23 protein-coding genes, 1 tRNA gene, 1 riboswitch and 1 other annotated feature are annotated in these 22444 nt (G+C 44.8%); of the genes, 20 read left to right on the top strand and 4 right to left on the bottom strand.

Annotation, left to right across the window (positions count from 1 at the left end):
- The 6 genes from etfB to LWH95_RS06580 all read left to right on the top strand — a co-directional run bounded on the left by etfB (window position 1) and on the right by LWH95_RS06580 (window position 7638).
- Window positions 1-774 (top strand): electron transfer flavoprotein subunit beta, encoded by a 774-nt coding sequence (etfB, locus tag LWH95_RS06605; protein ID WP_084993005.1) that lies wholly within the window; start codon window positions 1-3, stop codon window positions 772-774.
- Window positions 775-809: 35 nt separating this feature from the next.
- Complete coding sequence (gene etfA / locus LWH95_RS06600; RefSeq protein ID WP_088112308.1) at window positions 810-1787, top strand: electron transfer flavoprotein subunit alpha; 978 nt, start codon at window positions 810-812, stop codon at window positions 1785-1787.
- 213 nt (window positions 1788-2000) lie between these two features.
- Window positions 2001-3488 (top strand): alpha-N-arabinofuranosidase, encoded by a 1488-nt coding sequence (gene abfB / locus LWH95_RS06595; RefSeq protein ID WP_232919183.1) that lies wholly within the window; start codon window positions 2001-2003, stop codon window positions 3486-3488.
- Between the two features lie 326 nt (window positions 3489-3814).
- Window positions 3815-4129 (top strand): thioredoxin, encoded by a 315-nt coding sequence (gene trxA / locus LWH95_RS06590; RefSeq protein ID WP_003222500.1) that lies wholly within the window; start codon window positions 3815-3817, stop codon window positions 4127-4129.
- Window positions 4130-4264: 135 nt separating this feature from the next.
- Complete coding sequence (uvrC, locus tag LWH95_RS06585; protein ID WP_232919182.1) at window positions 4265-6037, top strand: excinuclease ABC subunit UvrC; 1773 nt, start codon at window positions 4265-4267, stop codon at window positions 6035-6037.
- 64 nt (window positions 6038-6101) lie between these two features.
- Window positions 6102-6281: riboswitch (Lysine riboswitch) on the top strand.
- Between the two features lie 127 nt (window positions 6282-6408).
- Complete coding sequence (locus LWH95_RS06580) at window positions 6409-7638, top strand: aspartate kinase (protein ID WP_232919181.1); 1230 nt, start codon at window positions 6409-6411, stop codon at window positions 7636-7638.
- Window positions 7639-7683: 45 nt separating this feature from the next.
- On the opposite strand, the gene LWH95_RS06575 is transcribed toward LWH95_RS06580, so the two are convergent.
- Window positions 7684-8130, bottom strand: a complete 447-nt coding sequence (locus LWH95_RS06575) for a YslB family protein (RefSeq protein ID WP_003237653.1) — start codon at window positions 8128-8130, stop codon at window positions 7684-7686.
- A 291-nt stretch (window positions 8131-8421) separates the two neighbouring features.
- Between LWH95_RS06575 and sdhC the strand changes: the two genes are divergently transcribed.
- The 12 genes from sdhC to LWH95_RS06515 all read left to right on the top strand — a co-directional run bounded on the left by sdhC (window position 8422) and on the right by LWH95_RS06515 (window position 17349).
- Entirely contained in the window at window positions 8422-9030 is a 609-nt protein-coding gene (gene sdhC, locus LWH95_RS06570) for a succinate dehydrogenase cytochrome B558 (RefSeq protein ID WP_003237652.1), read from the top strand.
- Between the two features lie 33 nt (window positions 9031-9063).
- Window positions 9064-10824, top strand: a complete 1761-nt coding sequence (sdhA, locus tag LWH95_RS06565) for a succinate dehydrogenase flavoprotein subunit (RefSeq protein WP_019259104.1) — start codon at window positions 9064-9066, stop codon at window positions 10822-10824.
- Window positions 10825-10826: 2 nt separating this feature from the next.
- Window positions 10827-11588, top strand: coding sequence for a succinate dehydrogenase iron-sulfur subunit (gene sdhB, locus LWH95_RS06560; protein ID WP_003222517.1), 762 nt, complete (start codon window positions 10827-10829; stop codon window positions 11586-11588).
- Window positions 11589-11646: 58 nt separating this feature from the next.
- A complete protein-coding gene (locus LWH95_RS06555; protein WP_148982115.1) occupies window positions 11647-12090 on the top strand; it encodes an acyl-CoA thioesterase in 444 nt (147 codons plus the stop codon).
- 115 nt (window positions 12091-12205) lie between these two features.
- Entirely contained in the window at window positions 12206-12430 is a 225-nt protein-coding gene (gene gerE / locus LWH95_RS06550) for a spore germination transcription factor GerE (protein WP_003184172.1), read from the top strand.
- Between the two features lie 250 nt (window positions 12431-12680).
- Window positions 12681-13121 (top strand): MarR family winged helix-turn-helix transcriptional regulator, encoded by a 441-nt coding sequence (locus LWH95_RS06545; RefSeq protein ID WP_003237645.1) that lies wholly within the window; start codon window positions 12681-12683, stop codon window positions 13119-13121.
- A gap of 7 nt (window positions 13122-13128) precedes the next feature.
- On the top strand, window positions 13129-13947 hold the full coding sequence (gene racE / locus LWH95_RS06540) for a glutamate racemase (protein WP_080030800.1): 819 nt from the start codon (window positions 13129-13131) through the stop codon (window positions 13945-13947).
- A 114-nt stretch (window positions 13948-14061) separates the two neighbouring features.
- Window positions 14062-15162 carry a spore germination protein GerM gene (gene gerM / locus LWH95_RS06535; protein WP_232919180.1) on the top strand — a complete coding sequence of 367 codons (1101 nt, stop codon included), beginning with the start codon at window positions 14062-14064 and terminating at the stop codon, window positions 15160-15162.
- 110 nt (window positions 15163-15272) lie between these two features.
- On the top strand, window positions 15273-16010 hold the full coding sequence (gene rph, locus LWH95_RS06530; protein WP_019259098.1) for a ribonuclease PH: 738 nt from the start codon (window positions 15273-15275) through the stop codon (window positions 16008-16010).
- A 12-nt stretch (window positions 16011-16022) separates the two neighbouring features.
- Entirely contained in the window at window positions 16023-16619 is a 597-nt protein-coding gene (locus LWH95_RS06525) for an XTP/dITP diphosphatase (protein ID WP_119914107.1), read from the top strand.
- Window positions 16620-16635: 16 nt separating this feature from the next.
- Entirely contained in the window at window positions 16636-17145 is a 510-nt protein-coding gene (locus tag LWH95_RS06520) for a metallophosphoesterase (RefSeq protein ID WP_003237634.1), read from the top strand.
- Window positions 17146-17275: 130 nt separating this feature from the next.
- Window positions 17276-17349: transfer RNA gene (locus tag LWH95_RS06515), tRNA-Arg, on the top strand.
- A 62-nt stretch (window positions 17350-17411) separates the two neighbouring features.
- Here the strand turns inward: LWH95_RS06515 and LWH95_RS06510 are convergent.
- The 3 genes from LWH95_RS06510 to cotQ form a co-directional block, all read right to left on the bottom strand.
- A complete protein-coding gene (locus LWH95_RS06510) occupies window positions 17412-18224 on the bottom strand; it encodes a YsnF/AvaK domain-containing protein (protein WP_148982114.1) in 813 nt (270 codons plus the stop codon).
- A gap of 189 nt (window positions 18225-18413) precedes the next feature.
- Complete coding sequence (locus tag LWH95_RS06505) at window positions 18414-18869, bottom strand: GNAT family N-acetyltransferase (protein WP_148982113.1); 456 nt, start codon at window positions 18867-18869, stop codon at window positions 18414-18416.
- A 186-nt stretch (window positions 18870-19055) separates the two neighbouring features.
- Entirely contained in the window at window positions 19056-19382 is a 327-nt protein-coding gene (cotQ, locus tag LWH95_RS06500; RefSeq protein ID WP_060399220.1) for an inner spore coat protein CotQ, read from the bottom strand.
- Between the two features lie 445 nt (window positions 19383-19827).
- Window positions 19828-20073, top strand: a binding site (T-box leader).
- 122 nt (window positions 20074-20195) lie between these two features.
- Here cotQ and ilvB point away from each other — a divergent pair.
- The gene (ilvB, locus tag LWH95_RS06495; protein WP_060399219.1) at window positions 20196-21920 is read left to right on the top strand and encodes an acetolactate synthase large subunit; all 1725 of its coding nucleotides are present in this window, start codon (window positions 20196-20198) and stop codon (window positions 21918-21920) included.
- Window positions 21917-22435 carry an acetolactate synthase small subunit gene (gene ilvN, locus LWH95_RS06490; RefSeq protein WP_003237622.1) on the top strand — a complete coding sequence of 173 codons (519 nt, stop codon included), beginning with the start codon at window positions 21917-21919 and terminating at the stop codon, window positions 22433-22435. Before ilvB ends, ilvN begins: the two co-directional genes overlap by 4 nt.
- Window positions 22436-22444 lie beyond the last annotated feature (9 nt).

Here is a 22444-nt window from a genome sequence, read left to right as displayed (position 1 = left end):
ATGAATCTATTTGTACTGATGAAACGGACGTTTGACACAGAAGAAAAAATCGTCATTGAAGCAGGAAAGATTCAGGATGACGGAGCGGAATGGATCATTAATCCATACGACGAGTACGCAATAGAAGAAGCCATCCAGCTGAAGGAAAAGCACGGCGGCACGATCACCGCCGTCACTGTCGGCGGTGAAGATGCGGAGAAGGAATTGCGTACGGCGCTTGCCATGGGATGTGACCAAGCCGTTTTAATCAACATAGAAGATGATCTCGAAGAACCCGACCAATATTCCATTTCTCAAGTTTTATACCACTATATGAAGGATCAGGAGTTTGATTTGATTCTCGGCGGAAATGTTGCCATTGACGGAGGATCAGGACAAGTGGCGCCGCGGCTTGCAGAGCTTCTGGACATTCCGTGCATCACAACGATCACCAAACTCGAAATCAACGGCACTGATGCAGAAGCAGAAAGGGACGTCGAAGGGGATGTTGAAAAAATCAAAACGACACTCCCATTGCTTATCACAGCTCAGCAGGGCTTAAACGAACCGCGCTACCCATCGCTTCCGGGAATTATGAAGGCCAAGAAAAAACCGCTTGAAGAGCTTGAACTTGATGATCTTGATCTTGACGAAGAGGATGCTGAACCAAAGATGAAAACGATCGAACGTTTTCTGCCGCCGAAAAAAGAAGCCGGGAAGCTTCTCCAAGGTGAGCCTGCCGAACAGGCAAAAGAGCTCGTCTCATTGCTCCGCAGCGAAGCTAAAGTCATTTAAAGCTTGGACATTCAAAGAAACAGGGGGATGTTAGAATGGGAAAAAAAGTGATCGTACTCGGAGAAATTCGCGACGGAGAATTGCGGAATGTCACCTTTGAAGCAATAGCTGCAGGAAGAACCATTTCAGGCGATGGAGAAGTCATCGGTGTTCTGATTGGAGAAAATGTACAAAGCGTTGCACAGGAGCTTATCCATTACGGAGCCGATAAAGTTCTCACAGCCGAGGATCCGAAGCTGAAAGCATATACGGCAGATGGATACAGCCAGGTCATGAGGGCCATTATTGACCAAGAAAAGCCCGATTCCGTTATATGCGGGCACACGGCAATGGGAAAGGACCTTTCACCGAAGCTTGCCGCCCGGCTGCAAACAGGCTTAATTTCTGATGCTACAGATGTAAGCGTTACCGGAGAAAATATCGTATTTACAAGGCCAATTTACTCGGGGAAAGCATTTGAACGCGTCATTTCAACCGATCCGCTGATTTTTGCAACGATTCGCCCCAATAACATTCAAGCTGCAGAAAAAGACGCCAGCAGGTCGGGGAGTATCGATAGCATTGATGTTTCTCTTACAGACCTCCGCACCGTTATCCAAGAAGTCGTGAAAAAAACAGCGGACGGCGTTGATCTCTCCGAAGCAAAAATTATTGTTGCGGGCGGCCGCGGAGTCAAAAGCAAGGAAGGATTTCAGCCGCTGCAGGAGCTTGCAGAGGTGCTGGGGGCCGCAGTCGGGGCATCTCGCGGGGCATGCGACGCTGATTATTGCGATTACGCTCTCCAAATCGGACAGACCGGAAAAGTCGTTACCCCGGATTTGTATATTGCCTGCGGCATTTCCGGCGCCATCCAGCATTTGGCCGGCATGTCAAACAGCAAGGTGATTGTCGCCATCAATAAAGATCCCGAAGCAGATATTTTTAAAATAGCGGATTACGGCATTGTAGGCGATTTATTTGAAGTTGTCCCGTTATTAACTGAGGAATTCAAACAATTAAATATACACTCGTAAAGAAAACCCCGGACTGTTGAAGTTCGGGGTTTTTACATTTTCAAATACATACGTACAAATATAAAGTTTAGAAAAAATGTCATTGACATGTACGAACATATATAATATGGTTACTTTAAAAGCGCTTACATTCATGCTGACTCCTCAGGCAAAAGACAGATCACATATTTGACTGTGGTGCTTTTCATATTCGTATGAAAGGAATGATCAAGCATGTCTGAACATCAAGCAGTGATCCAGACGGATATTGTAAAAGGAACGATTAACAAAAATATATACGGTCATTTTGCAGAGCATCTAGGAAGAGGGATTTATGAGGGGATTTGGGTCGGAACGGAGTCAAGCATTCCCAATATAAACGGAATTCGAAAGGATGTGCTGGAAGCGCTCAAGCAGCTTCATATCCCTGTCCTCAGGTGGCCGGGCGGGTGCTTTGCGGACGAATACCATTGGGCAAACGGTGTCGGTGACCGTAAGACGATGCTTAACACTCACTGGGGCGGAACAATTGAATCAAATGAATTCGGAACGCATGAATTTATGATGCTTTGCGAGCTGCTTGAATGCGAGCCTTATATTTGCGGCAATGTCGGAAGCGGAACCGTTCAGGAAATGGCAGAATGGATCGAGTATATGACGTTTGGAGCCGGCACGCCGATGTCAGACTGGAGAAAACAAAATGGAAGAGAGGAGCCCTGGAAGCTGAAATATTTCGGCGTGGGCAATGAGAACTGGGGCTGCGGCGGCAACATGCATCCTGAATACTATGCTGATCTGTACCGGCGTTTTCAAACCTATGTCCGCAATTACAGCGGCAATGAAATATATAAAATTGCAGGCGGCGCAAATGTAGATGACTTTAATTGGACAGACGTGCTCATGAAAAAAGCTGCTGGCCTGATGGACGGATTGAGCCTTCATTATTATACGATTCCGGGTGATTTCTGGAAGGGCAAAGGATCAGCCACAGAATTCACGGAGGATGAATGGTTTATTACAATGAAAAAAGCCAAATACATTGATGAATTGATTCAAAAACACGGAACGATTATGGACCGGTACGATCCGGAACAGCGGGTCGGGCTGATCATTGACGAATGGGGCACGTGGTTTGATCCTGAGCCAGGCACGAACCCTGGTTTCCTTTATCAGCAAAACACCATTCGTGATGCACTGGTGGCGGCTTCTCATTTCCACATTTTCCATCAGCATTGCCGCCGGGTGCAAATGACCAACATCGCCCAAACGGTAAACGTTCTTCAAGCTATGATTTTGACTGAGGGAGAACGGATGCTTTTGACACCGACGTACCATGTATTTGATATGTTTAAGGTACACCAGGACGCTTCTCTTTTAGAGACAGACACAACGTCTGCTGACTATGAATGGAAAGGTGAAACGCTGCCGCAAATCAGTCTTTCAGCATCGAAACATGCAGAAGGCGATATCAATATCACGATCTGCAACATCGACCACCAAAACAAAGCGGAGGCTGAGATTGAGCTGAGAGGCATTCACAAGACAGCGGACCATTCCGGAGTCATTCTCACGGCAGAAAAAATGAATGCGCATAACACGTTTGACGATCCTCATCACGTCAAACCGGAGTCTTTCAGCCGATATACGCTTAACAAAAACAAACTGAAAGTAAAACTGCCGCCAATGTCAGTCGTCTTACTCACACTGCGTGCTGATTCTTAATCGAGCGAGAGCGCCGGAGCTTCATGCCGGCGCTCTCTTTCATGTTTTAAAACAGCTCCGGCAGGGCATGGTAAAGTACATGACAGTGAAGAGGAGATGTTATCCTATGCTTCGTACCATTTTAATGATCATCGGGGCTATTGTAGTGATCGGGGCCATTATCAGATTCGTGTTTTAATGAAAAGTGATATATCCCATTCAATCCAGATAAAAATGAGTAAACCGATTGTGATCAGGAAAAAATAATTTGCAAGCATTAAAATAGCGTGAACGAATGGGAGATGCTATACTAAAAATCATCATTTCACAATTGGAGGAATTCAATAATGGCTATCGTAAAAGCAACTGATCAATCTTTCTCAGCTGAAACAAGCGAAGGCGTCGTACTGGCAGACTTCTGGGCTCCTTGGTGCGGACCTTGCAAAATGATTGCACCTGTTCTTGAAGAACTGGATCAAGAAATGGGAGACAAACTGAAGATCGTAAAAATCGATGTGGATGAAAACCAAGAAACAGCCGGAAAATACGGCGTTATGAGCATCCCGACACTTCTTGTGTTAAAAGACGGAGAAGTAGTTGAAACTTCTGTCGGCTTCAAACCAAAAGAAGCGCTTCAAGAGCTTGTCAACAAACATCTTTAATTTTCGGCTGCTTACATGCCAGAGCGATTCCGATTGAGGGATCGCTTTTTTTATTCGCCAATCGTGAATCATAGAGAAAAACAAACGTTCGTGTTAAACTGGAAACAAAGGATTAAACATAAGGAAGGGTAACATATGAACAAACAACTGAAAGAAAAACTCGCCCTCCTTCCCGATCAGCCCGGATGTTATCTCATGAAGGACCGGCAGCAGACTGTGATCTATGTAGGAAAAGCAAAAGTGCTGAAAAACAGAGTGCGCTCCTATTTCACCGGTTCTCACGATGCGAAAACACAAAGGCTTGTGACGGAAATCGAGGATTTTGAATATATCGTGACGTCCTCCAATCTTGAAGCGCTTATTTTAGAAATGAATCTAATCAAAAAGCATGATCCGAAATACAACGTCATGCTCAAAGACGACAAAACCTATCCTTTCATAAAAATCACCCATGAACGCCACCCAAGGCTGATCGTCACCCGCAATGTCAAAAAAGACAAAGGGCGCTATTTCGGGCCGTACCCGAACGTGCAGGCCGCAAGGGAAACTAAAAAACTGCTCGACCGTCTGTATCCTCTCAGAAAATGCTCCAAGCTGCCGGACAGAGTATGTCTATACTATCATCTGGGTCAATGTCTCGCTCCGTGCGTAAAGGACATTTCCGAAGAGACGAACAGAGAGCTGGTTGAGAGCATTACCCGTTTCTTAAAGGGCGGCTATAATGAGGTCAAAAAAGAGCTTGAAGAGAAAATGCATGAAGCTGCCGAGAATCTTGAGTTTGAACGGGCAAAAGAGCTTCGTGACCAAATCGCTCATATCGAATCAACGATGGAAAAACAAAAAATGACGATGAACGATCTAGTCGACCGTGACGTATTCGCGTACGCATATGATAAGGGCTGGATGTGCGTACAGGTCTTTTTCATTCGCCAAGGAAAACTTATTGAACGCGATGTCAGTATGTTCCCGCTCTACCAGGAAGCAGATGATGAGTTTCTTACGTTCATCGGACAGTTCTATTCGAAAAACAACCACTTCCTTCCGAAGGAAATTTTAGTTCCGGACAGCGTAGATCAATCTATGATTGAGCAGCTGCTGGAAACAAACGTTCACCAGCCGAAGAAGGGCCCGAAAAAAGAACTGCTCATGCTGGCTCATAAAAATGCGAAAATCGCGCTGAAAGAAAAATTCTCCTTAATTGAACGGGACGAGGAGCGCTCAATCGGGGCTGTGCAGAAACTCGGAGAAGCATTGAATATTTATACGCCTCACAGAATCGAAGCGTTTGATAACTCAAACATACAGGGGACAAACCCGGTTTCCGCGATGATCGTGTTTATCGACGGCAAACCGAACAAAAAAGAATACCGCAAATATAAAATCAAAACCGTTACAGGGCCGGATGATTACGGTTCTATGAGAGAGGTTGTCAGAAGGCGCTATACGAGAGTGCTTCGCGAAAACCTGCCGCTGCCTGATCTGATCATCATTGACGGAGGAAAAGGGCAGATCAACGCTGCAATGGATGTCATTGAAAACGAACTCGGCTTGGATATCCCGATCGCCGGTCTAGCGAAAGACGAAAAACACAGAACTTCAAATTTACTAATCGGGGATCCACTGGAGGCGGTGTATCTGGAACGGAACAGCCAGGAATTTTACCTCCTGCAGCGTATTCAAGACGAGGTGCACCGGTTTGCGATCAGTTTTCACAGACAAATCCGCGGAAAAAGCGCGTTTCAATCCGTCTTGGACGACATCCCGGGTATCGGAGAGAAAAGAAAGAAAATGCTGTTAAAGCATTTCGGTTCCGTAAAAAAAATGAAGGAAGCAAGCCTTGAGGACATCAAAAAAGCGGGTGTTCCCGCAGCGGCGGCTCAGCTGCTTTACGATAAATTGCAAAAATAATGTTGTCCTTTTAAAAAAGATCTGATAAAATGTGAACTAATTTCATAGTTAGATCGTGTTATATGGTGAAGATAGAGGTGCGAACTTCAAGAGTAAGCCTTTGGAGAAAGATGGATTCTGTGAAAAAGGCTGAAAGGGGAGCGTCGCCGAAGCAAATAAAACCCCATCGGTATTATTTGCTGGCCGTGCATTGAATAAATGTAAGGCTGTCAAGAAATCATTTTCTTGGAGGGCTATCTCGTTGTTCATAATCATTCAATGATGATTAATTGATAAGCAATGAGAGCAATTCCTCTCATTGCTTTTTTTATTGTGGACAAAGCGCTCTTTCTCCTCACCCGCACGAACCAAAATGTAAAGGGTGGTAATACATGGGTCTTATCGTACAAAAATTCGGGGGTACTTCCGTCGGCTCAGTTAAAAAAATTCAAAATGCGGCAAACCGCGCGATTGCAGAAAAACAGAAGGGCCATCAAGTCGTTGTTGTCGTTTCAGCTATGGGGAAATCCACTGACGAATTGGTCAGCCTTGCAAAAGCAATTACTGACCAGCCGAGCAAACGCGAAATGGATATGCTGCTGGCGACAGGCGAGCAGGTTACAATTTCCCTGCTTTCTATGGCGCTGCAGGAAAAAGGCTATGACGCTGTGTCATATACTGGGTGGCAGGCGGGAATCCGCACGGAAGCCGTTCACGGAAACGCCAGAATTACAGATATCGACACTTCGGTTTTGGGAGACCAGCTCGAGCAAGGAAAGATTGTCATTGTCGCAGGATTCCAAGGCATGACAGAGGACTGTGAAATCACGACATTGGGCCGTGGCGGGTCAGACACAACAGCAGTCGCTTTGGCTGCCGCATTAAAAGCGGATAAATGTGACATATACACGGACGTGCCCGGAGTGTTTACTACCGATCCGCGCTATGTGAAATCTGCGAGAAAGCTTGCCGGCATCTCATACGATGAAATGCTTGAGCTTGCCAATTTAGGCGCCGGCGTTCTTCATCCGAGAGCCGTTGAATTCGCGAAAAATTACCAAGTGCCGTTAGAAGTGCGTTCAAGTACAGAAACAGAAGCTGGAACATTAATTGAGGAGGAATCATCCATGGAGCAAAATTTAATTGTCAGAGGCATTGCGTTTGAAGATCAAATCACAAGGGTAACCATTTACGGGCTGACTGGCGGCTTGACAACTTTGTCTACTATTTTTACAACACTTGCCAAAAGAAACATTAACGTCGATATCATTATCCAAACGCAGGCCGGAGACAATCAGACCGGAATTTCCTTCTCTGTCAAAACAGAAGACACAGACCAAACCGTTGCGGTGCTTGAAGAGTATAAAGACGCGCTTGAATTCGAGAAAATCGAGACAGAAAGCAAATTGGCTAAAGTATCCATTGTCGGATCCGGCATGGTCTCAAACCCTGGTGTAGCCGCTGAAATGTTTGCTGTACTGGCGGAAAAAAACATTTTAATCAAAATGGTCAGCACATCTGAAATCAAAGTATCAACAGTCGTAAGCGAAAATGACATGGTGAAAGCAGTCGAAGCGCTGCACGATGCATTTGAGCTTTCAAAACACCCTTCAGCTGTGTAATGACAATCAAAAAAGGCGGGACTATGCAGTCACCGCCTTTTTTGATTACACTGGGTCTTTCATATCCCATTTCACAGTCAGAACCACTTTATCGGCTCTCTTTTTCACTTGTTCATATGATTCGGCAATTTGGTCATTCATCAATTGAATTTGTTCAGCAATAAAACCAGCTTCCAGCTGAAAGCATGGTTCTTTCTGATGTTTAAGCCGATTGGAAATGATCGGCCCTTCAAGTTCAAATTCAAGCTCTTGTTTTTTAGCGCTTACGTTGGTGAGGGTTCCCCAGCCCGCTTCTTCAAAGAAGGCCGGAAATTCCTCCCATGATTCAAGAGGAAACTTACGGGCGAGATGCTTCCCTGCCCAATACATCATGGAAGAGTAATCTTGGCCAAGCATATCTGGGAGAACGATCTCTCGTATTAGTTCGTAGGCATAGGCGTTCATTTCAAATTCTTTTAGATTGTCAATAGATGCTTCAAATTTAGACTTCATATCTGTCTCCCCTCTCTCCTTCGTATATTATAGCCCAAACAGGGGGGAGGATTACAGAATGATCCTGTAATTCTAATGAAAAATTAAGCAGAAATATATATTGATAAAATAAAATTTTTAAATCAACTATTCAATTCGGAAAATTATAATTTATGTACGCGTTTTCTTGACGCCCTTTTGAGGGAGGAGTAAAATGAAATTGTCAATAAATCTTAATAAAGTGCTTACAATTGAAAGAAGTGGGGGAAGAGATTTAGCACATTTCGCACTTATCAAACAGGGGGTAAAGTAATGTCTGGGAACAGAGAGTTTTATTTTCGAAGATTGCATTCCTTGCTTGGCGTCATACCGGTCGGCATCTTTCTCATTCAGCATTTAGTCGTCAACCAGTTTGCCGCAAGGGGCGCTGAAGCATTCAATAATGCTGCTCATTTTATGGATAGTCTGCCTTTCAGGTATGCCTTGGAAATTTTTATTATCTTCTTACCATTAATTTATCATGCAGTTTATGGTGTGTACATAGCGTTTACTGCAAAAAATAACGCAGGCCAATACAGCTATATGAGAAACTGGCTCTTCGTCCTGCAGCGTGTAACCGGTATCATCACCCTCATTTTCGTGAGCTGGCACGTGTGGGAAACCCGCATTGCAGCACAAATGGGCGCTGAGGTCAATTTCGACATGATGGCGAATATTTTGAGCTCTCCGGCTATGCTTGGCTTTTACATTGTCGGTGTTTTATCAACAATTTTCCACTTCTCGAACGGTTTATGGTCTTTCGCTGTTACATGGGGCATCACGGTAACGCCTCGTTCTCAAAGAATTTCGACATACGTTACGCTGATTATTTTTGTTGCACTGTCATACGTAGGCTTAAAAGCGATTTTTGCATTTGTATAAGAGTACTAGATTACTAGAGGGAGAGGGGCTATCATGAGTCAATCAAGCATTATCGTAGTCGGCGGGGGTCTTGCCGGCCTCATGGCGACAATTAAAGCAGCGGAATCAGGAATGGCGGTTAAGCTGTTTTCCATCGTTCCTGTCAAACGTTCTCATTCGGTTTGTGCCCAAGGCGGCATAAACGGAGCGGTCAATACAAAAGGGGAAGGCGACTCTCCGTGGGAACATTTCGATGACACTGTATACGGGGGAGACTTTCTTGCCAACCAGCCGCCGGTCAAGGCGATGTGTGAAGCGGCGCCTTCTATCATCCACTTATTAGACCGGATGGGCGTCATGTTTAACCGGACGCCTGAAGGGCTGCTTGATTTCCGCCGATTCGGGGGTACACAGCATCACAGAACAGCTTATGCGGGTGCGACGACGGGGCAGCAGCTGCTTTACGCACTGGACGAGCAAGTGCGCAGATACGAAGTTGCGGGTCTGGTCACAAAATACGAAGGCTGGGAATTCCTTGGCGCTGTATTAGATGATGACAGAACCTGCCGCGGAATTGTTGCGCAAAACCTGACAAACATGCAAATTGAATCCTTCCGTTCAGACGCGGTCATTATGGCGACGGGCGGACCGGGAATCATTTTTGGAAAATCAACTAACTCCATGATTAATACAGGCTCTGCTGCGTCGATCGTTTATCAGCAGGGAGCGTACTATGCAAACGGAGAATTCATTCAAATCCACCCGACAGCCATACCGGGCGATGACAAACTAAGACTGATGAGTGAATCAGCGCGCGGTGAAGGCGGACGCGTGTGGACATATAAAGACGGTAAACCATGGTATTTCCTAGAGGAAAAATATCCGGCTTACGGAAACCTGGTGCCGCGTGATATTGCGACACGCGAAATATTTGATGTGTGTGTCAACCAGAAGCTCGGTATTAACGGCGAAAACATGGTGTATCTCGATCTATCTCATAAAGATCCGAAAGAGCTTGATATTAAGCTTGGCGGCATCATTGAGATTTATGAGAAATTCATGGGAGACGACCCGAGGAAGCTTCCGATGAAAATCTTCCCAGCGGTCCATTATTCAATGGGCGGTTTATGGGTGGATTACGATCAAATGACAAACATCCCGGGACTGTTTGCAGCTGGGGAATGTGATTACTCTATGCACGGCGGCAACCGTTTGGGAGCAAACTCCCTGCTTTCTGCGATTTACGGAGGAATGGTGGCCGGACCGAATGCAGTGAAATATGTAAACGGTTTGGAATCTTCAGCAGAAGACATGTCTTCCTCTTTATTCGACGCTCACGTCAAAAAAGAAGAAGAAAAGTGGTCTGAGATTATGAGTATGGACGGAACCGAAAATGCCTATGTTCTTCACAAAGAACTCGGTGAGTGGATGACGGCGAATGTCACGGTTGTCCGCCATAACGACAAGCTATTGAAAACGGATGACAAAATTCAGGAATTAATGGAGCGGTTTAAAAAGATTAACATCAATGACACGACAAAATGGAGCAACCAAGGGGCAATGTTCACACGCCAGTTCTCGAACATGCTTCAGCTTGCAAGGGTGATTACCCTTGGCGCATACAACCGTAATGAAAGCCGGGGCGCCCATTATAAACCGGATTATCCTGAACGTAATGATGATGAATGGCTCAAAACAACAATGGCTAAACATGTAAGCCCGTATGAAGCGCCGGAATTTGAGTATCAGGATGTTGATGTATCACTGATAACGCCTCGGAAACGGGATTACTCGAAGAAGAAGGTGGCGAAATAATCATGAGTGAACAAAAAACCATACGATTTATTATCACACGTCAAGATACAGCCGACAGCACGCCTTACGATGAAGAATTTGAGGTTCCATACCGCCCGAACCTGAACGTCATTTCCGCTCTGATGGAAATTCGCCGGAATCCGGTTAACGTGAAAGGTGAAAAGACAACTCCTGTCACATGGGATATGAACTGTCTTGAAGAAGTATGCGGCGCATGTTCAATGGTCATAAACGGAAAACCCCGCCAGTCTTGTACGGCACTTATAGACCAGCTTGAGCAGCCGATCCGCTTAAAACCAATGAAAACATTCCCGGTCGTGCGTGATTTGCAGGTCGACCGAAGCAGAATGTTTGATTCATTGAAAAAAGTAAAAGCGTGGATACCGATTGACGGTACGTACGATTTAGGACCGGGACCGAGAATGCCGGAAAAACGCCGTCAATGGGCATATGAATTATCAAAGTGCATGACGTGCGGTGTCTGCCTCGAAGCCTGCCCGAATGTGAACAGCAAATCGAAGTTTATGGGGCCTGCACCGATGTCTCAAGTCCGCCTGTTTAACGCACATCCGACAGGCGCCATGAATAAGTCTGATCGGTTAGAAGCACTGATGGATGAAGGCGGCCTAGCAGATTGCGGCAACTCGCAAAACTGTGTTCAATCCTGCCCGAAAGGCATCCCGCTCACTACTTCGATTGCAGCCTTAAACAGAGATACAAACTTACAAGCGTTCCGCAATTTCTTCGGAAGCGACAGAGTATAAGAAGAAAAAACCTCTTCCGCATGGGAGAGGTTTTTTAACAATAAGGAGATGAGGAAAGATGAAGCTTCCCGCTTATATTGATATGCCGTTTCAAGAATGGAAAACAGCCTTTTCTTTTTTTTATGAAGTATCCGTGCGATTTTCCGAGACGGACATGTTTGGGCATATGAATAATGTAACTCCTTTTATATACTTTGAGGAGGCACGGATTTCTTATTTTAAAAAGCTGAATATGATGAATGAAAACAAACAGACCATGACAGTCGTGGCAAGCCAGCAATGCGATTATCTGCGCCAAGTCATGCCTTATGAAGAGTTGCGCATCTATGTGAAAACAAGTGCCGTCGGCAGCTCATCCCTTACCTTGCATTATCTCGGAGAGAACCGTAATGGCGAGCCCTGCTTTACCGGAGCAGTTGTGATGGTCCAGGTCTCAAAGGAAAGCGGCAAGGCTGTCAGCTGGACGAATGAGGAAAAAGAAACGCTTCTCTATACACCATAAACTAATTCTCTTGTAAACGTCACCTCCTGCGCCCTTCTTACATATGATATCTCGACTATATCAAAACCCATTCGTTTCTGATTCGCTCTCACCTTAGCAAGGAGGGTTACAATACTTGAAGGAGAAAGAATTTCAATCGAAGCCGCTGCTAACGAAAAGAGAAAGAGAAGTGTTCGAATTGCTCGTTCAAGATAAGACAACAAAGGAGATTGCAAGCGAGCTATTTATCAGTGAGAAAACCGTTCGAAACCATATTTCAAATGCCATGCAGAAATTGGGTGTGAAAGGGCGTTCGCAAGCCGTTGTTGAGCTTCTTAGAATGGGTGAGCTAGAGCTTTAATCCTTGCCGGTATTCCTTCTTTTCAGGAAGGAGCCGGTTATTGCTGTTTGTTTGGAAAGTTCAAAAACATATTTGGAATGCTATGCAAAACTTGGATAGCGAGGGCATAAAACAAATTTTTCTATTTTGATGTTGTTTGCCTAAAGTCCTCTATTTCTCTTCCGCGAGTCTTGCATTTTCTTCAAAAAAGAAGGAAAATAGACACGGAACGCTTTTGTGCGTAAGAGATCCTTGAGTGAGGGATGGACAAATGACATCAAAACCTTTGGAGCATGTTGCGGATATTGAAAAGTCACTCCGCCACATTGCCGCGATCATTAAGCAAAAAGGACGAGAAATCCTTAACCAATATGCGATTACGCCGCCGCAATTTGTCGGCCTGCAATGGCTTTATGAATTAGGAGATATGACAATCGGCGAACTATCGGGCAAAATGTATCTGGCATGCAGCACAACGACGGATTTAATCGACCGCATGCAAAAAAATCAGCTTGTCGAGCGGGTCAAGGACCCGGCGGACAGACGTGTTGTCCGGATACATCTGCTGCCTGAAGGAGAACGGATTATCCAAGAGGTCATTACAAAAAGGCAGGAATATCTGCGTGATATGTTCGAAACGTTTACAGATGAAGAAATAGCCATCTTTGAAAAATCATTGATGAAACTGCAGCATGAAATGAAGAGAAAATGAGGCGATTTTGTTGGAGCAACCAATAGGAGTCATTGATTCCGGGGTTGGCGGTTTAACCGTTGCAAAGGAAATCATGAGACAGCTACCAAAAGAGAATATTATCTACGTCGGGGATACGAAACGGTGTCCATACGGGCCGCGTCCTGAAGAAGAAGTGCTTCAATATACGTGGGAGCTGACGAATTATTTACTCGAAAACCACCACATCAAAATGCTCGTGATCGCCTGCAACACAGCAACAGCGATCGCATTGGAGGACATCCAGCGCAGCGTCGGTATACCGGTGGTCGGAGTGATCCAGCCGGGTGCGAGAGCAGCGATAAAAGTGACGGAGAACCAGCATATCGGTGTCATCGGCACAGAGAATACGATTAAGAGCAATGCGTACGAAGAGGCGCTTTTGGCATTAAATCCTGATCTGAAGGTTGAGAACCTTGCCTGTCCGCTGCTTGTGCCTTTTGTGGAAAGCGGAAAGTTTCTCGACAAAACAGCAGACGAGATTGTCAAAACATCGCTGAATCCGTTAAAAGACACATCGATTGATTCGCTGATTCTAGGCTGCACCCACTATCCTATTTTAAAAGAATCCATTCAGAGATATATGGGAGAGCACGTGAACATTATATCATCCGGTGATGAAACAGCCCGGGAAGTCAGCACAATTCTCTCATATAAAGGGCTGCTGAACCAGTCTCCGTTTGTCCCGGATCATCAATTCCTGACAACAGGAGCACGTGATCAGTTTGCGAAAATCGCAGACGACTGGTTTGGCCATGAGGTGGGTCATGTGGAATGCATCTCACTGCAAGAACCGATTAGAAGATAGTTTTCCCCCGCAACGGTATGTTGCGGGTTTTTTCTGTTTTGCCGGAATTCTTCGGTCTATTTCCTAAAGAGGCTCGTATACATAATAGTACAAACAGCCTTAGGAGGGAAAAGTATGCTGAAAAAAGGACCTGCAGTCATTGGTGCCACTTGTCTCACCTCTGTCTTGCTTTTATCCGGATGCGGTTTGTTTCAATCTGATAAGGCAGCCGAGGAAATTGATCCGCCTCAAGACGTTACATACGTGAACGATGAAGCGGGGGCCGATTCAAATACAACAGCAGCCGAAAAAACAGAAAGTGAAAAAAGCGATACCGCCAAAGCGGATCAAGCCTCATCTGCAGTCATGAGGGAGCTTTATCTCATTGATAAAAACGGGTATGTCGTTGCGCAAACGCTGCCCCTTCCGAAAAGTGAAGGCACGGCCAAACAGGCGCTTGAATACCTCGTTCAGGGCGGACCTGTGTCAGAAATTCTTCCGAATGGCTTCAGAGCCGTATTGCCGGCTGACACAACCGTTAACGTTGACATCAAAAAAGATGGGACTGCAATAGCTGATTTCTCTAATGAATTTAAAAATTACAAGAAGGAAGACGAACAGAAAATTGTTCAATCTGTGACGTGGACGCTTACACAATTCAGTTCGATAGATAAAGTGAAGCTGAGAATAAACGGCCATGAACTGAAGGAGATGCCTGTAGGCGGGACGCCGATCTCAGATGATTTAAGCCGTAAGGACGGCATTAATTTGGAAACAGCCGGTGTAAATGATCTCACTGCGACCCATCCGCTGACAGTCTACTATTTGGCGGAAAACGATGACAGTGAGTACTATGTGCCGGTGACAAAACGGATCGACAATTCGGAAAAAGACGACATCGCAGCAGCTATCAATGAATTGGCTAAAGGCCCAAGCAAGGTGAGCGGACTGTTAACAGACTTCAGTGAAGACGTAAAGCTGATCAGCAAGCCGAAGATCAAAGACGGACGGGTGACGTTAGATTTCAATCAATCTATATTCGGCAGCGCCGATGAAAAGACGAAAATGATTTCTTCAGAAGTGCTGAATAGCATTGTGCTGACGTTGACGGAGCAGCCGGATGTAAAAAGTGTCTCTGTTAAAGTAAACGGGAAATCAGAGCTTGTAAATGAAAAAGGTGAAAAACTTACAGAACCGGTCTCCAGACCTTCTCAAGTGAATACGGGTAGTTTTTAAATTGGGATTTTTGATATACTAGAAAGAAAGAGGTTAGCGTTCCGGCTGCCTCTTTCTTTATTCAATTCCGGGACAAAAATGGTTTATGTACATATAATCGGAGGTAAAACATGAGACATGACGGAAGACAACATGATGAGCTGCGTCCAATCACATTCGATTTGGATTTTATCAGCCATCCAGAAGGTTCTGTTCTAATAACAGCGGGAAATACAAAAGTAATCTGCAACGCATCTGTTGAGGATCGCGTGCCGCCGTTTTTGCGGGGCGGGGGAAAAGGCTGGATTACTGCTGAATACAGCATGCTGCCGCGGGCAACAAACCAAAGAACAATCAGAGAATCTTCAAAGGGGAAAATTTCCGGCAGAACAATGGAAATTCAGCGCCTGATCGGCCGCGCGCTTCGGGCAGTCGTAGATTTAGAAAAGCTCGGTGAACGGACGATTTGGATTGACTGCGATGTCATTCAGGCTGATGGCGGAACAAGAACCGCTTCCATTACAGGAGCATTTCTTGCGATGTCGATTGCGATTGCCAAGCTGCTCAAAGCGGGAACAATCAAGGCAAACCCGATCACTGATTTTCTCGCCGCGATCTCTGTCGGAATTGATAAGGAACAGAGAATTTTGTTAGATTTAAACTATGAAGAAGATTCCTCCGCAGAAGTTGACATGAATGTCATTATGACAGGCAGCGGCCGCTTTGTGGAGCTGCAGGGAACTGGGGAAGAGGCGACTTTTTCAAGGGAAGATCTAAACGGACTTCTCGGTCTTGCAGAAAAAGGCATTCAAGAGCTGATTGACAAGCAAAAAGAAGTGCTAGGTGATTCTCTGCCAGAACTGAAATAAAGACAGAAAGGCTTGATCATCATGAAAGAAGCAATTATTGCGACACATAATCCGGGAAAAGTAAAGGAATTTAAAGAAATCCTTGAGCCAAAAGGTTATGATGTCAAATCGTTAGCTGAAATTGGATTCACAGAAGAAATTGAGGAAACAGGCCATACGTTTGAAGAAAATGCCATTCTGAAAGCAGAAGCTGTTGCCAGAGCAGTGAACAAAATGGTGATTGCGGACGACTCCGGTCTGTCCATCGATAATCTTGGAGGCAGACCCGGCGTTTATTCTGCCCGCTATGCAGGGGAACAGAAAGACGATCAGGCAAATATCGATAAAGTACTCAGTGAGCTGAAAGGAATCGAAAAAGAACAGCGCACGGCCCGTTTCCGCTGCGCGCTGGCTGTGAGTATCCCTGGAGAGGAAACAAAAACAGTCGAAGGCCATGTTGAAGGGTATATTGCAGAAGAACCGAGAGGGGAATACGGCTTTGGCTATGACCCGATCTTTATCGTGAAGGATAAAGATAAGACAATGGCTGAACTGACAAGTGATGAAAAAAATAAAATCAGCCATAGGGCTGACGCGCTTAAAAAGCTGTCTAAGCTTTTGGAGGCATAAGGGGGAAGCTTTGTACATGAACGTACTGATTATCAGTGACAGCCATGGCCTTGAAGAAGAACTCCAAACCATCGCGAAACGACATGAAGCAGAAGTTGATCTCATGATTCACTGCGGAGACTCTGAGCTTGAAACCGGGCATCCCGCATTGGATTCTTATGAGGTTGTAAAAGGCAATTGCGATTTCACCGGCAATTTTAAGGACGAGCTTCTTCTGACTGCCGGTTCAAAAAAAATACTGGTCACGCACGGCCACCTTCATGGTATAAAACAAACCTTGTTAAACGTATACTATCGTGCAGAGGAGCTCGGAGCGGATATTATCTGTTTCGGGCATTCGCACATCGCGGGAAGCGAAGTGCTGCGCGGAAAACTGATGATTAACCCTGGCAGCATCCGCCTTCCGAGGGTGCGCAGGACAGAAAGCTATGCTATACTGACATTAGAAAATGATGCCGCAACCGTGCGTTTTTACGACCAAGCAGGCCATGAAATTGAGGATCTGCAAAACCGAGTCACACTATGAAAATGTCATGAGGAAGAAAATTTTCTTCCTCATGAAAAAAATTCTAAAAAACCGTTGACTTATTGTTGTATCCCATATATAATAAATCTTGTCGCTGATAGTTAAAGCGAAAAACGAAAAAACAAAACATGTCCCAGTAGCTCAGCTGGATAGAGCAACGGCCTTCTAAGCCGTCGGTCGGGAGTTCGAATCTCTCCTGGGACGTACCAAAAGAAAAACCTCAAATCCTTAAGGATTTGAGGTTTTTTGTTGTCGGTTTATAATTTTTATTTGTTATTTAACGGATCATCATCCAAGCCGTCAACTTTTCCTTCTTTATTCAGGCGAGGTTCTTCTTTCTTCACAGTTTCAGAAATATGTTCATTTTCTTCAACAGTACGTTTTCCAACAACTACTTCATCAGTGACAACCGGTTTTTTAGTCACTTCCAGCTTTTCCTCAACGATTGGAACTCTGACCGTTTCTGAATCATTGACAGGAGAAGCCTCCGCTGTGTTTTCATCCACTGGGCGGCGTTCAACATAAATTTCATCGTGTCTCACTGGGATGTCCATATCTCTTTGTTCTGTTTTCACTTCTTTTCCTATCTCTACTTCTCCAGTTTGAACGTCTTCCTTACCGACTTTTAGCTGTTCTTCGCGCAGCGGCATGGTTTTTTCTTCTTTCGTTGTATAATCCGCCATTTCATTTGTGCTTGAAAAGCCGCCTGAAATATCAATAGGAGTATTTACATCTGCATCTGTATCAACGGCCACAAGGAGTTTTCCGTCATCCAGATCCTCTTGATACTTGTCGATTTCGTCAGTTGTGATATCCAAATCGGATAATGCCTTGCTATGTGCAGCAGTATCATCCATGGTGAAATAATCTTTCAGTTTATCGAAAAAAGATTCAGAATCGCCCTCATGTGCATCGATGGCCTGATTGACTTCTGTTCCTGTGCGTGATTCAAGATAATCTGTATCTCGACGGCTTGTCACAACAGAAATGTCGTCAGAATCATACCCTTTTGTTAATAAGCCTTCAATTGCTGCGATTGTTTCCTGCGGAGTTTCGTATACACCAACTATACTTTTCATATCAATCTCCTCCTTTATCAATTTTACATTTTATCGTTCATGTCGTTTGTAATTCCCGCTGCTCTTTAAAATAAACAAAATTGAAAACACCGGGTGTGTTTTAAAACAAGGCGGATTAGGTGTGAAAGACAAAAAAGGATAGATAAGACAGATCACCCTCTGCACTTATCTACCCTCACAAAAAATGCCTCACAATTCCTTCGTCATAAACACACTGTTCGGATCTTCAACATAGTCTGCAAACGGTTCACAGTACTGAAAACCGAAGCTTTCATACAATTTTCTTGCCGGCTCAAATGATGCCATTGAACCCGTTTCTAAGCTTAACCGCTCATAGCCTCGCTTCCCAGCCTCCTCTAGGATGTGCTGAAGAACTTGTTTGGCAACGCCTTTTCTTAAATGGGATGCAGACGTCCGCATTGATTTGATTTCTCCATGCCGGCTGTCCAGTTCTTTAAGCGCTCCGCAGCCGGCTAGTTCATCACCCTCCCATGCGCTCCAAAATGTTATTTCAGGCTTTCTCAGTCTTTCTAAGCCTAAGGCGTGGATGCTTTCGGGCGGGGACATGAGTGTCATGCTATGTAAATGCTCCTTCACAAGTGAGATCACTTGATGTCCAGTTAAATCATCTATTTTTATATACAATTCTAGTTCCTCCTCAGAAAATTGTTGATTTGCAGAACGTATTTTCATTTCATCTTAATCATATTCCGTTCTGTTTCCAAATAGAAAGACAGAAAATCTGACAGTATGGGATTATTGTTTAGAATGATAAGACGTTTCAAAGCAAAAAAAGAGCCGAAATAGATGTTCGGCCCCTTGTGGTTTTCTTTAATATCTAAAGCCTCCGTGTACACCGGCTGCTCCGCTGAATCCCCCAGCGTGCGTTGCCGGGATACTGAAACCGCCGCCGTGACCGCTATAGCCGCCACCTGCAAATTGCTGTCCGTAAAATCCTGAAGCATATGGAAATGAGGAGTACATAGCAGATGGAGTGCTTAGCGGGCTGTATGCTTGGCTGTACGGCTGTCCGTATCCATAGCCTCCAAACGGCTGATAGCTTTGCTGATAAAAGGCAGGAGCCGTCGGATAATATGGCTGCGGAAAGCTTGGAAAACCTCCGGGGAATCCTTGGATGTCTGCTAATGATTTATTCATCGTATCACCTTTTCTATGCAAGATATCACCAGTCTATGCCGGGAATTGATAAAAGAGCCTATCCGAATTGAAAATGTTTGCAAGAAGATCTTTCATACATATGTCTCATCGAAATAATAGCACGTCATATTTTATGACATGTTTATATCAGATTGAAAAATTCTGGTGTATCCTTGATAGATTAATAAAAAAATTATAAAAACTTTTAACATTTGCAATTCCTTACATACCAATAATGAAAGCGTATACAATATAGATTGATTAATCAAAATTGTCTAATAATTTTAAAAAATGCTGTTGACACTGCGTCCAAAGCGGCGTAATATGAGTTCAACAAAAGATAAACGCAAGCTTCACAAGCAAAAATGATCGCAATATGATTCTGAAAAATCAAAAAACAATTGACCCTCTTGAACTGCTGAAAAGCCGTTCCGGAGACTGAATATGAAAAGCGCAGATGAGGATAAGTAGCCTTGCTGAAGTTTTCCACAGAGAACCGGGTTAGCTGAGAACCGGTGAAGCTTTACAAGGTGAACTCGCCTCAGAGTGCCAGTCTGAAATCGTAGTAGGACTTGGCCGGGTGAACTTGATTCACTCGTTATTAAAGCGGATAGAAATATCCATGAGACGGCCGATTAAAGGCCGTAAACAAGGGTGGTACCGCGGAAAGAAGAGCCTTTTCGCCCCTTTTAGCTATCGCATTCACTGCGCGGCTGATTGTGGGCGGAAAGGCTTTTTTTATTGAATAATCAGCTATCAAGCTAATTTAAAGATGATCTTTAGAGGATGAAAATCCAAAAGGAGGAACTAAAAATGGGGACTAATGTACAGGTGGATTCAGCATCTGCCAAATGTACACAGACGATGAGCGGAGCATTAATGCTGATTGAATCATTAAAAAAAGAGAAAGTAGAAATGATATTCGGTTATCCGGGCGGGGCAGTGCTTCCGATCTACGATAAACTCTACAATTCAGGGATGGTACATATCCTTCCCCGTCACGAACAAGGTGCGATTCATGCAGCGGAAGGATACGCAAGAGTATCTGGAAAACCTGGTGTCGTCATTGCCACATCAGGTCCGGGGGCGACAAACCTCGTTACAGGCCTTGCGGATGCCATGATTGATTCATTGCCATTAGTCGTCTTTACAGGGCAGGTAGCGACCTCCGTTATCGGCAGCGATGCATTTCAGGAAGCGGACATTTTAGGAATTACCATGCCGGTGACAAAACACAGCTACCAGGTTCGCCAGCCGGAAGATCTGCCGCGCATTATTAAAGAAGCGTTCCATATTGCAACAACCGGAAGACCCGGACCTGTACTGATTGATATTCCGAAAGATGTAGCAACAATTGAAGGAGAATTCAGCTACGATCATGAGATGAATCTCCCGGGATACCAGCCGACAACAGAACCGAATTATTTGCAGATCCGGAAGCTTGTAGAAGCCGTAAGCAGCGCAAAGAAACCGGTGATCCTGGCGGGTGCGGGCGTACTGCACGGAAAAGCGTCAGAAGAATTAAAAAATTATGCAGAACAGCAGCAAATCCCTGTGGCACACACCCTTTTGGGGCTCGGAGGCTTCCCGGCTGACCATCCGCTTTTCCTTGGAATGGCCGGAATGCACGGTACTTATACAGCCAATATGGCCCTTCATGATTGTGATCTTTTAATCAGTATCGGCGCCCGTTTTGATGACCGCGTCACAGGAAACCTGAAGCACTTTGCAAGAAACGCAAAGATTGCCCACATCGATATTGATCCGGCTGAAATCGGAAAAATTATGAAAACACAAATTCCTGTAGTCGGAGACAGCAAAATTGTCCTGCAGGAGCTGATCAAACAAGACGGCAAACAAAGTGATTCAAGCGAATGGAAAAAACAGCTTGCCGAATGGAAAGAAGAGTACCCGCTCTGGTATGTAGATAATGAAGAAGAGGGTTTTAAGCCTCAGAAATTGATTGAATATATTCATCAATTTACAAATGGCGAGGCCATTGTCGCAACGGATGTCGGCCAGCATCAAATGTGGTCAGCGCAATTTTATCCGTTCCAAAAAGCAGATAAATGGGTCACATCAGGCGGACTTGGAACGATGGGATTCGGCCTTCCGGCAGCGATTGGCGCACAGCTGGCAGATAGAGATGCTACTGTAGTCGCGGTTCTCGGAGACGGCGGTTTTCAAATGACGCTCCAAGAACTAGATGTCATTCGCGAATTGAATCTTCCCGTCAAAGTCGTGATTTTAAATAACGCTTGTCTTGGAATGGTCAGACAGTGGCAAGAAATTTTCTATGAAGAACGCTATTCAGAGTCTAAATTTGCTTCTCAGCCTGACTTCGTCAAATTGTCAGAAGCATACAGCATTAAAGGCATCAGAATTTCAACAGAAGCGGAAGCGAAAGAAAAGCTGGAAGAGGCATTAACATCAAAAGAACCGGTTGTCATTGACGTGCGGGTTGCCAGCGAAGAAAAAGTATTCCCGATGGTGGCTCCGGGAAAAGGGCTGCATGAAATGGTGGGGGTGAAACCTTGAAAAGAATTATCACATTGACTGTGGTGAACCGTTCCGGCGTGTTAAACCGGATCACCGGTCTATTTACAAAAAGACATTACAACATTGAGAGCATTACAGTTGGACACACAGAAACAACCGGCGTTTCCAGAATCACCTTTGTTGTTCACGTTGAAGGAGAAAATGATGTTGAACAGCTGACAAAACAGCTCAACAAACAGATTGATGTGCTGAAAGTCACAGACATCACTAATCAATCGATTGTCCAGAGGGAACTGGCCTTAATTAAGGTCGTTTCCGCACCGTCAACGAGAACAGAGATTAATGGAATCATAGAGCCGTTCAGAGCCTCTGTCGTTGATGTCAGCAGAGACAGCATCGTTGTTCAGGTGACAGGCGAATCTAACAAAATCGAAGCGCTTATTGAACTGTTAAAACCTTATGGCATTAAAGAAATCGCGAGAACAGGTACAACGGCTTTTGCGAGGGGAACCCAGCAAAAGGCGTCATCCAATAAAACAATATCTATTGTATAAAACATAACA

Source organism: Bacillus sp. G16 (assembly GCF_021282335.1).
Taxonomy (GTDB): domain Bacteria; phylum Bacillota; class Bacilli; order Bacillales; family Bacillaceae; genus Bacillus; species Bacillus inaquosorum.
The sequence above is the reverse complement of the archived record's forward strand: the minus strand, read 5'-3'. Positions and strand labels throughout refer to the sequence as shown.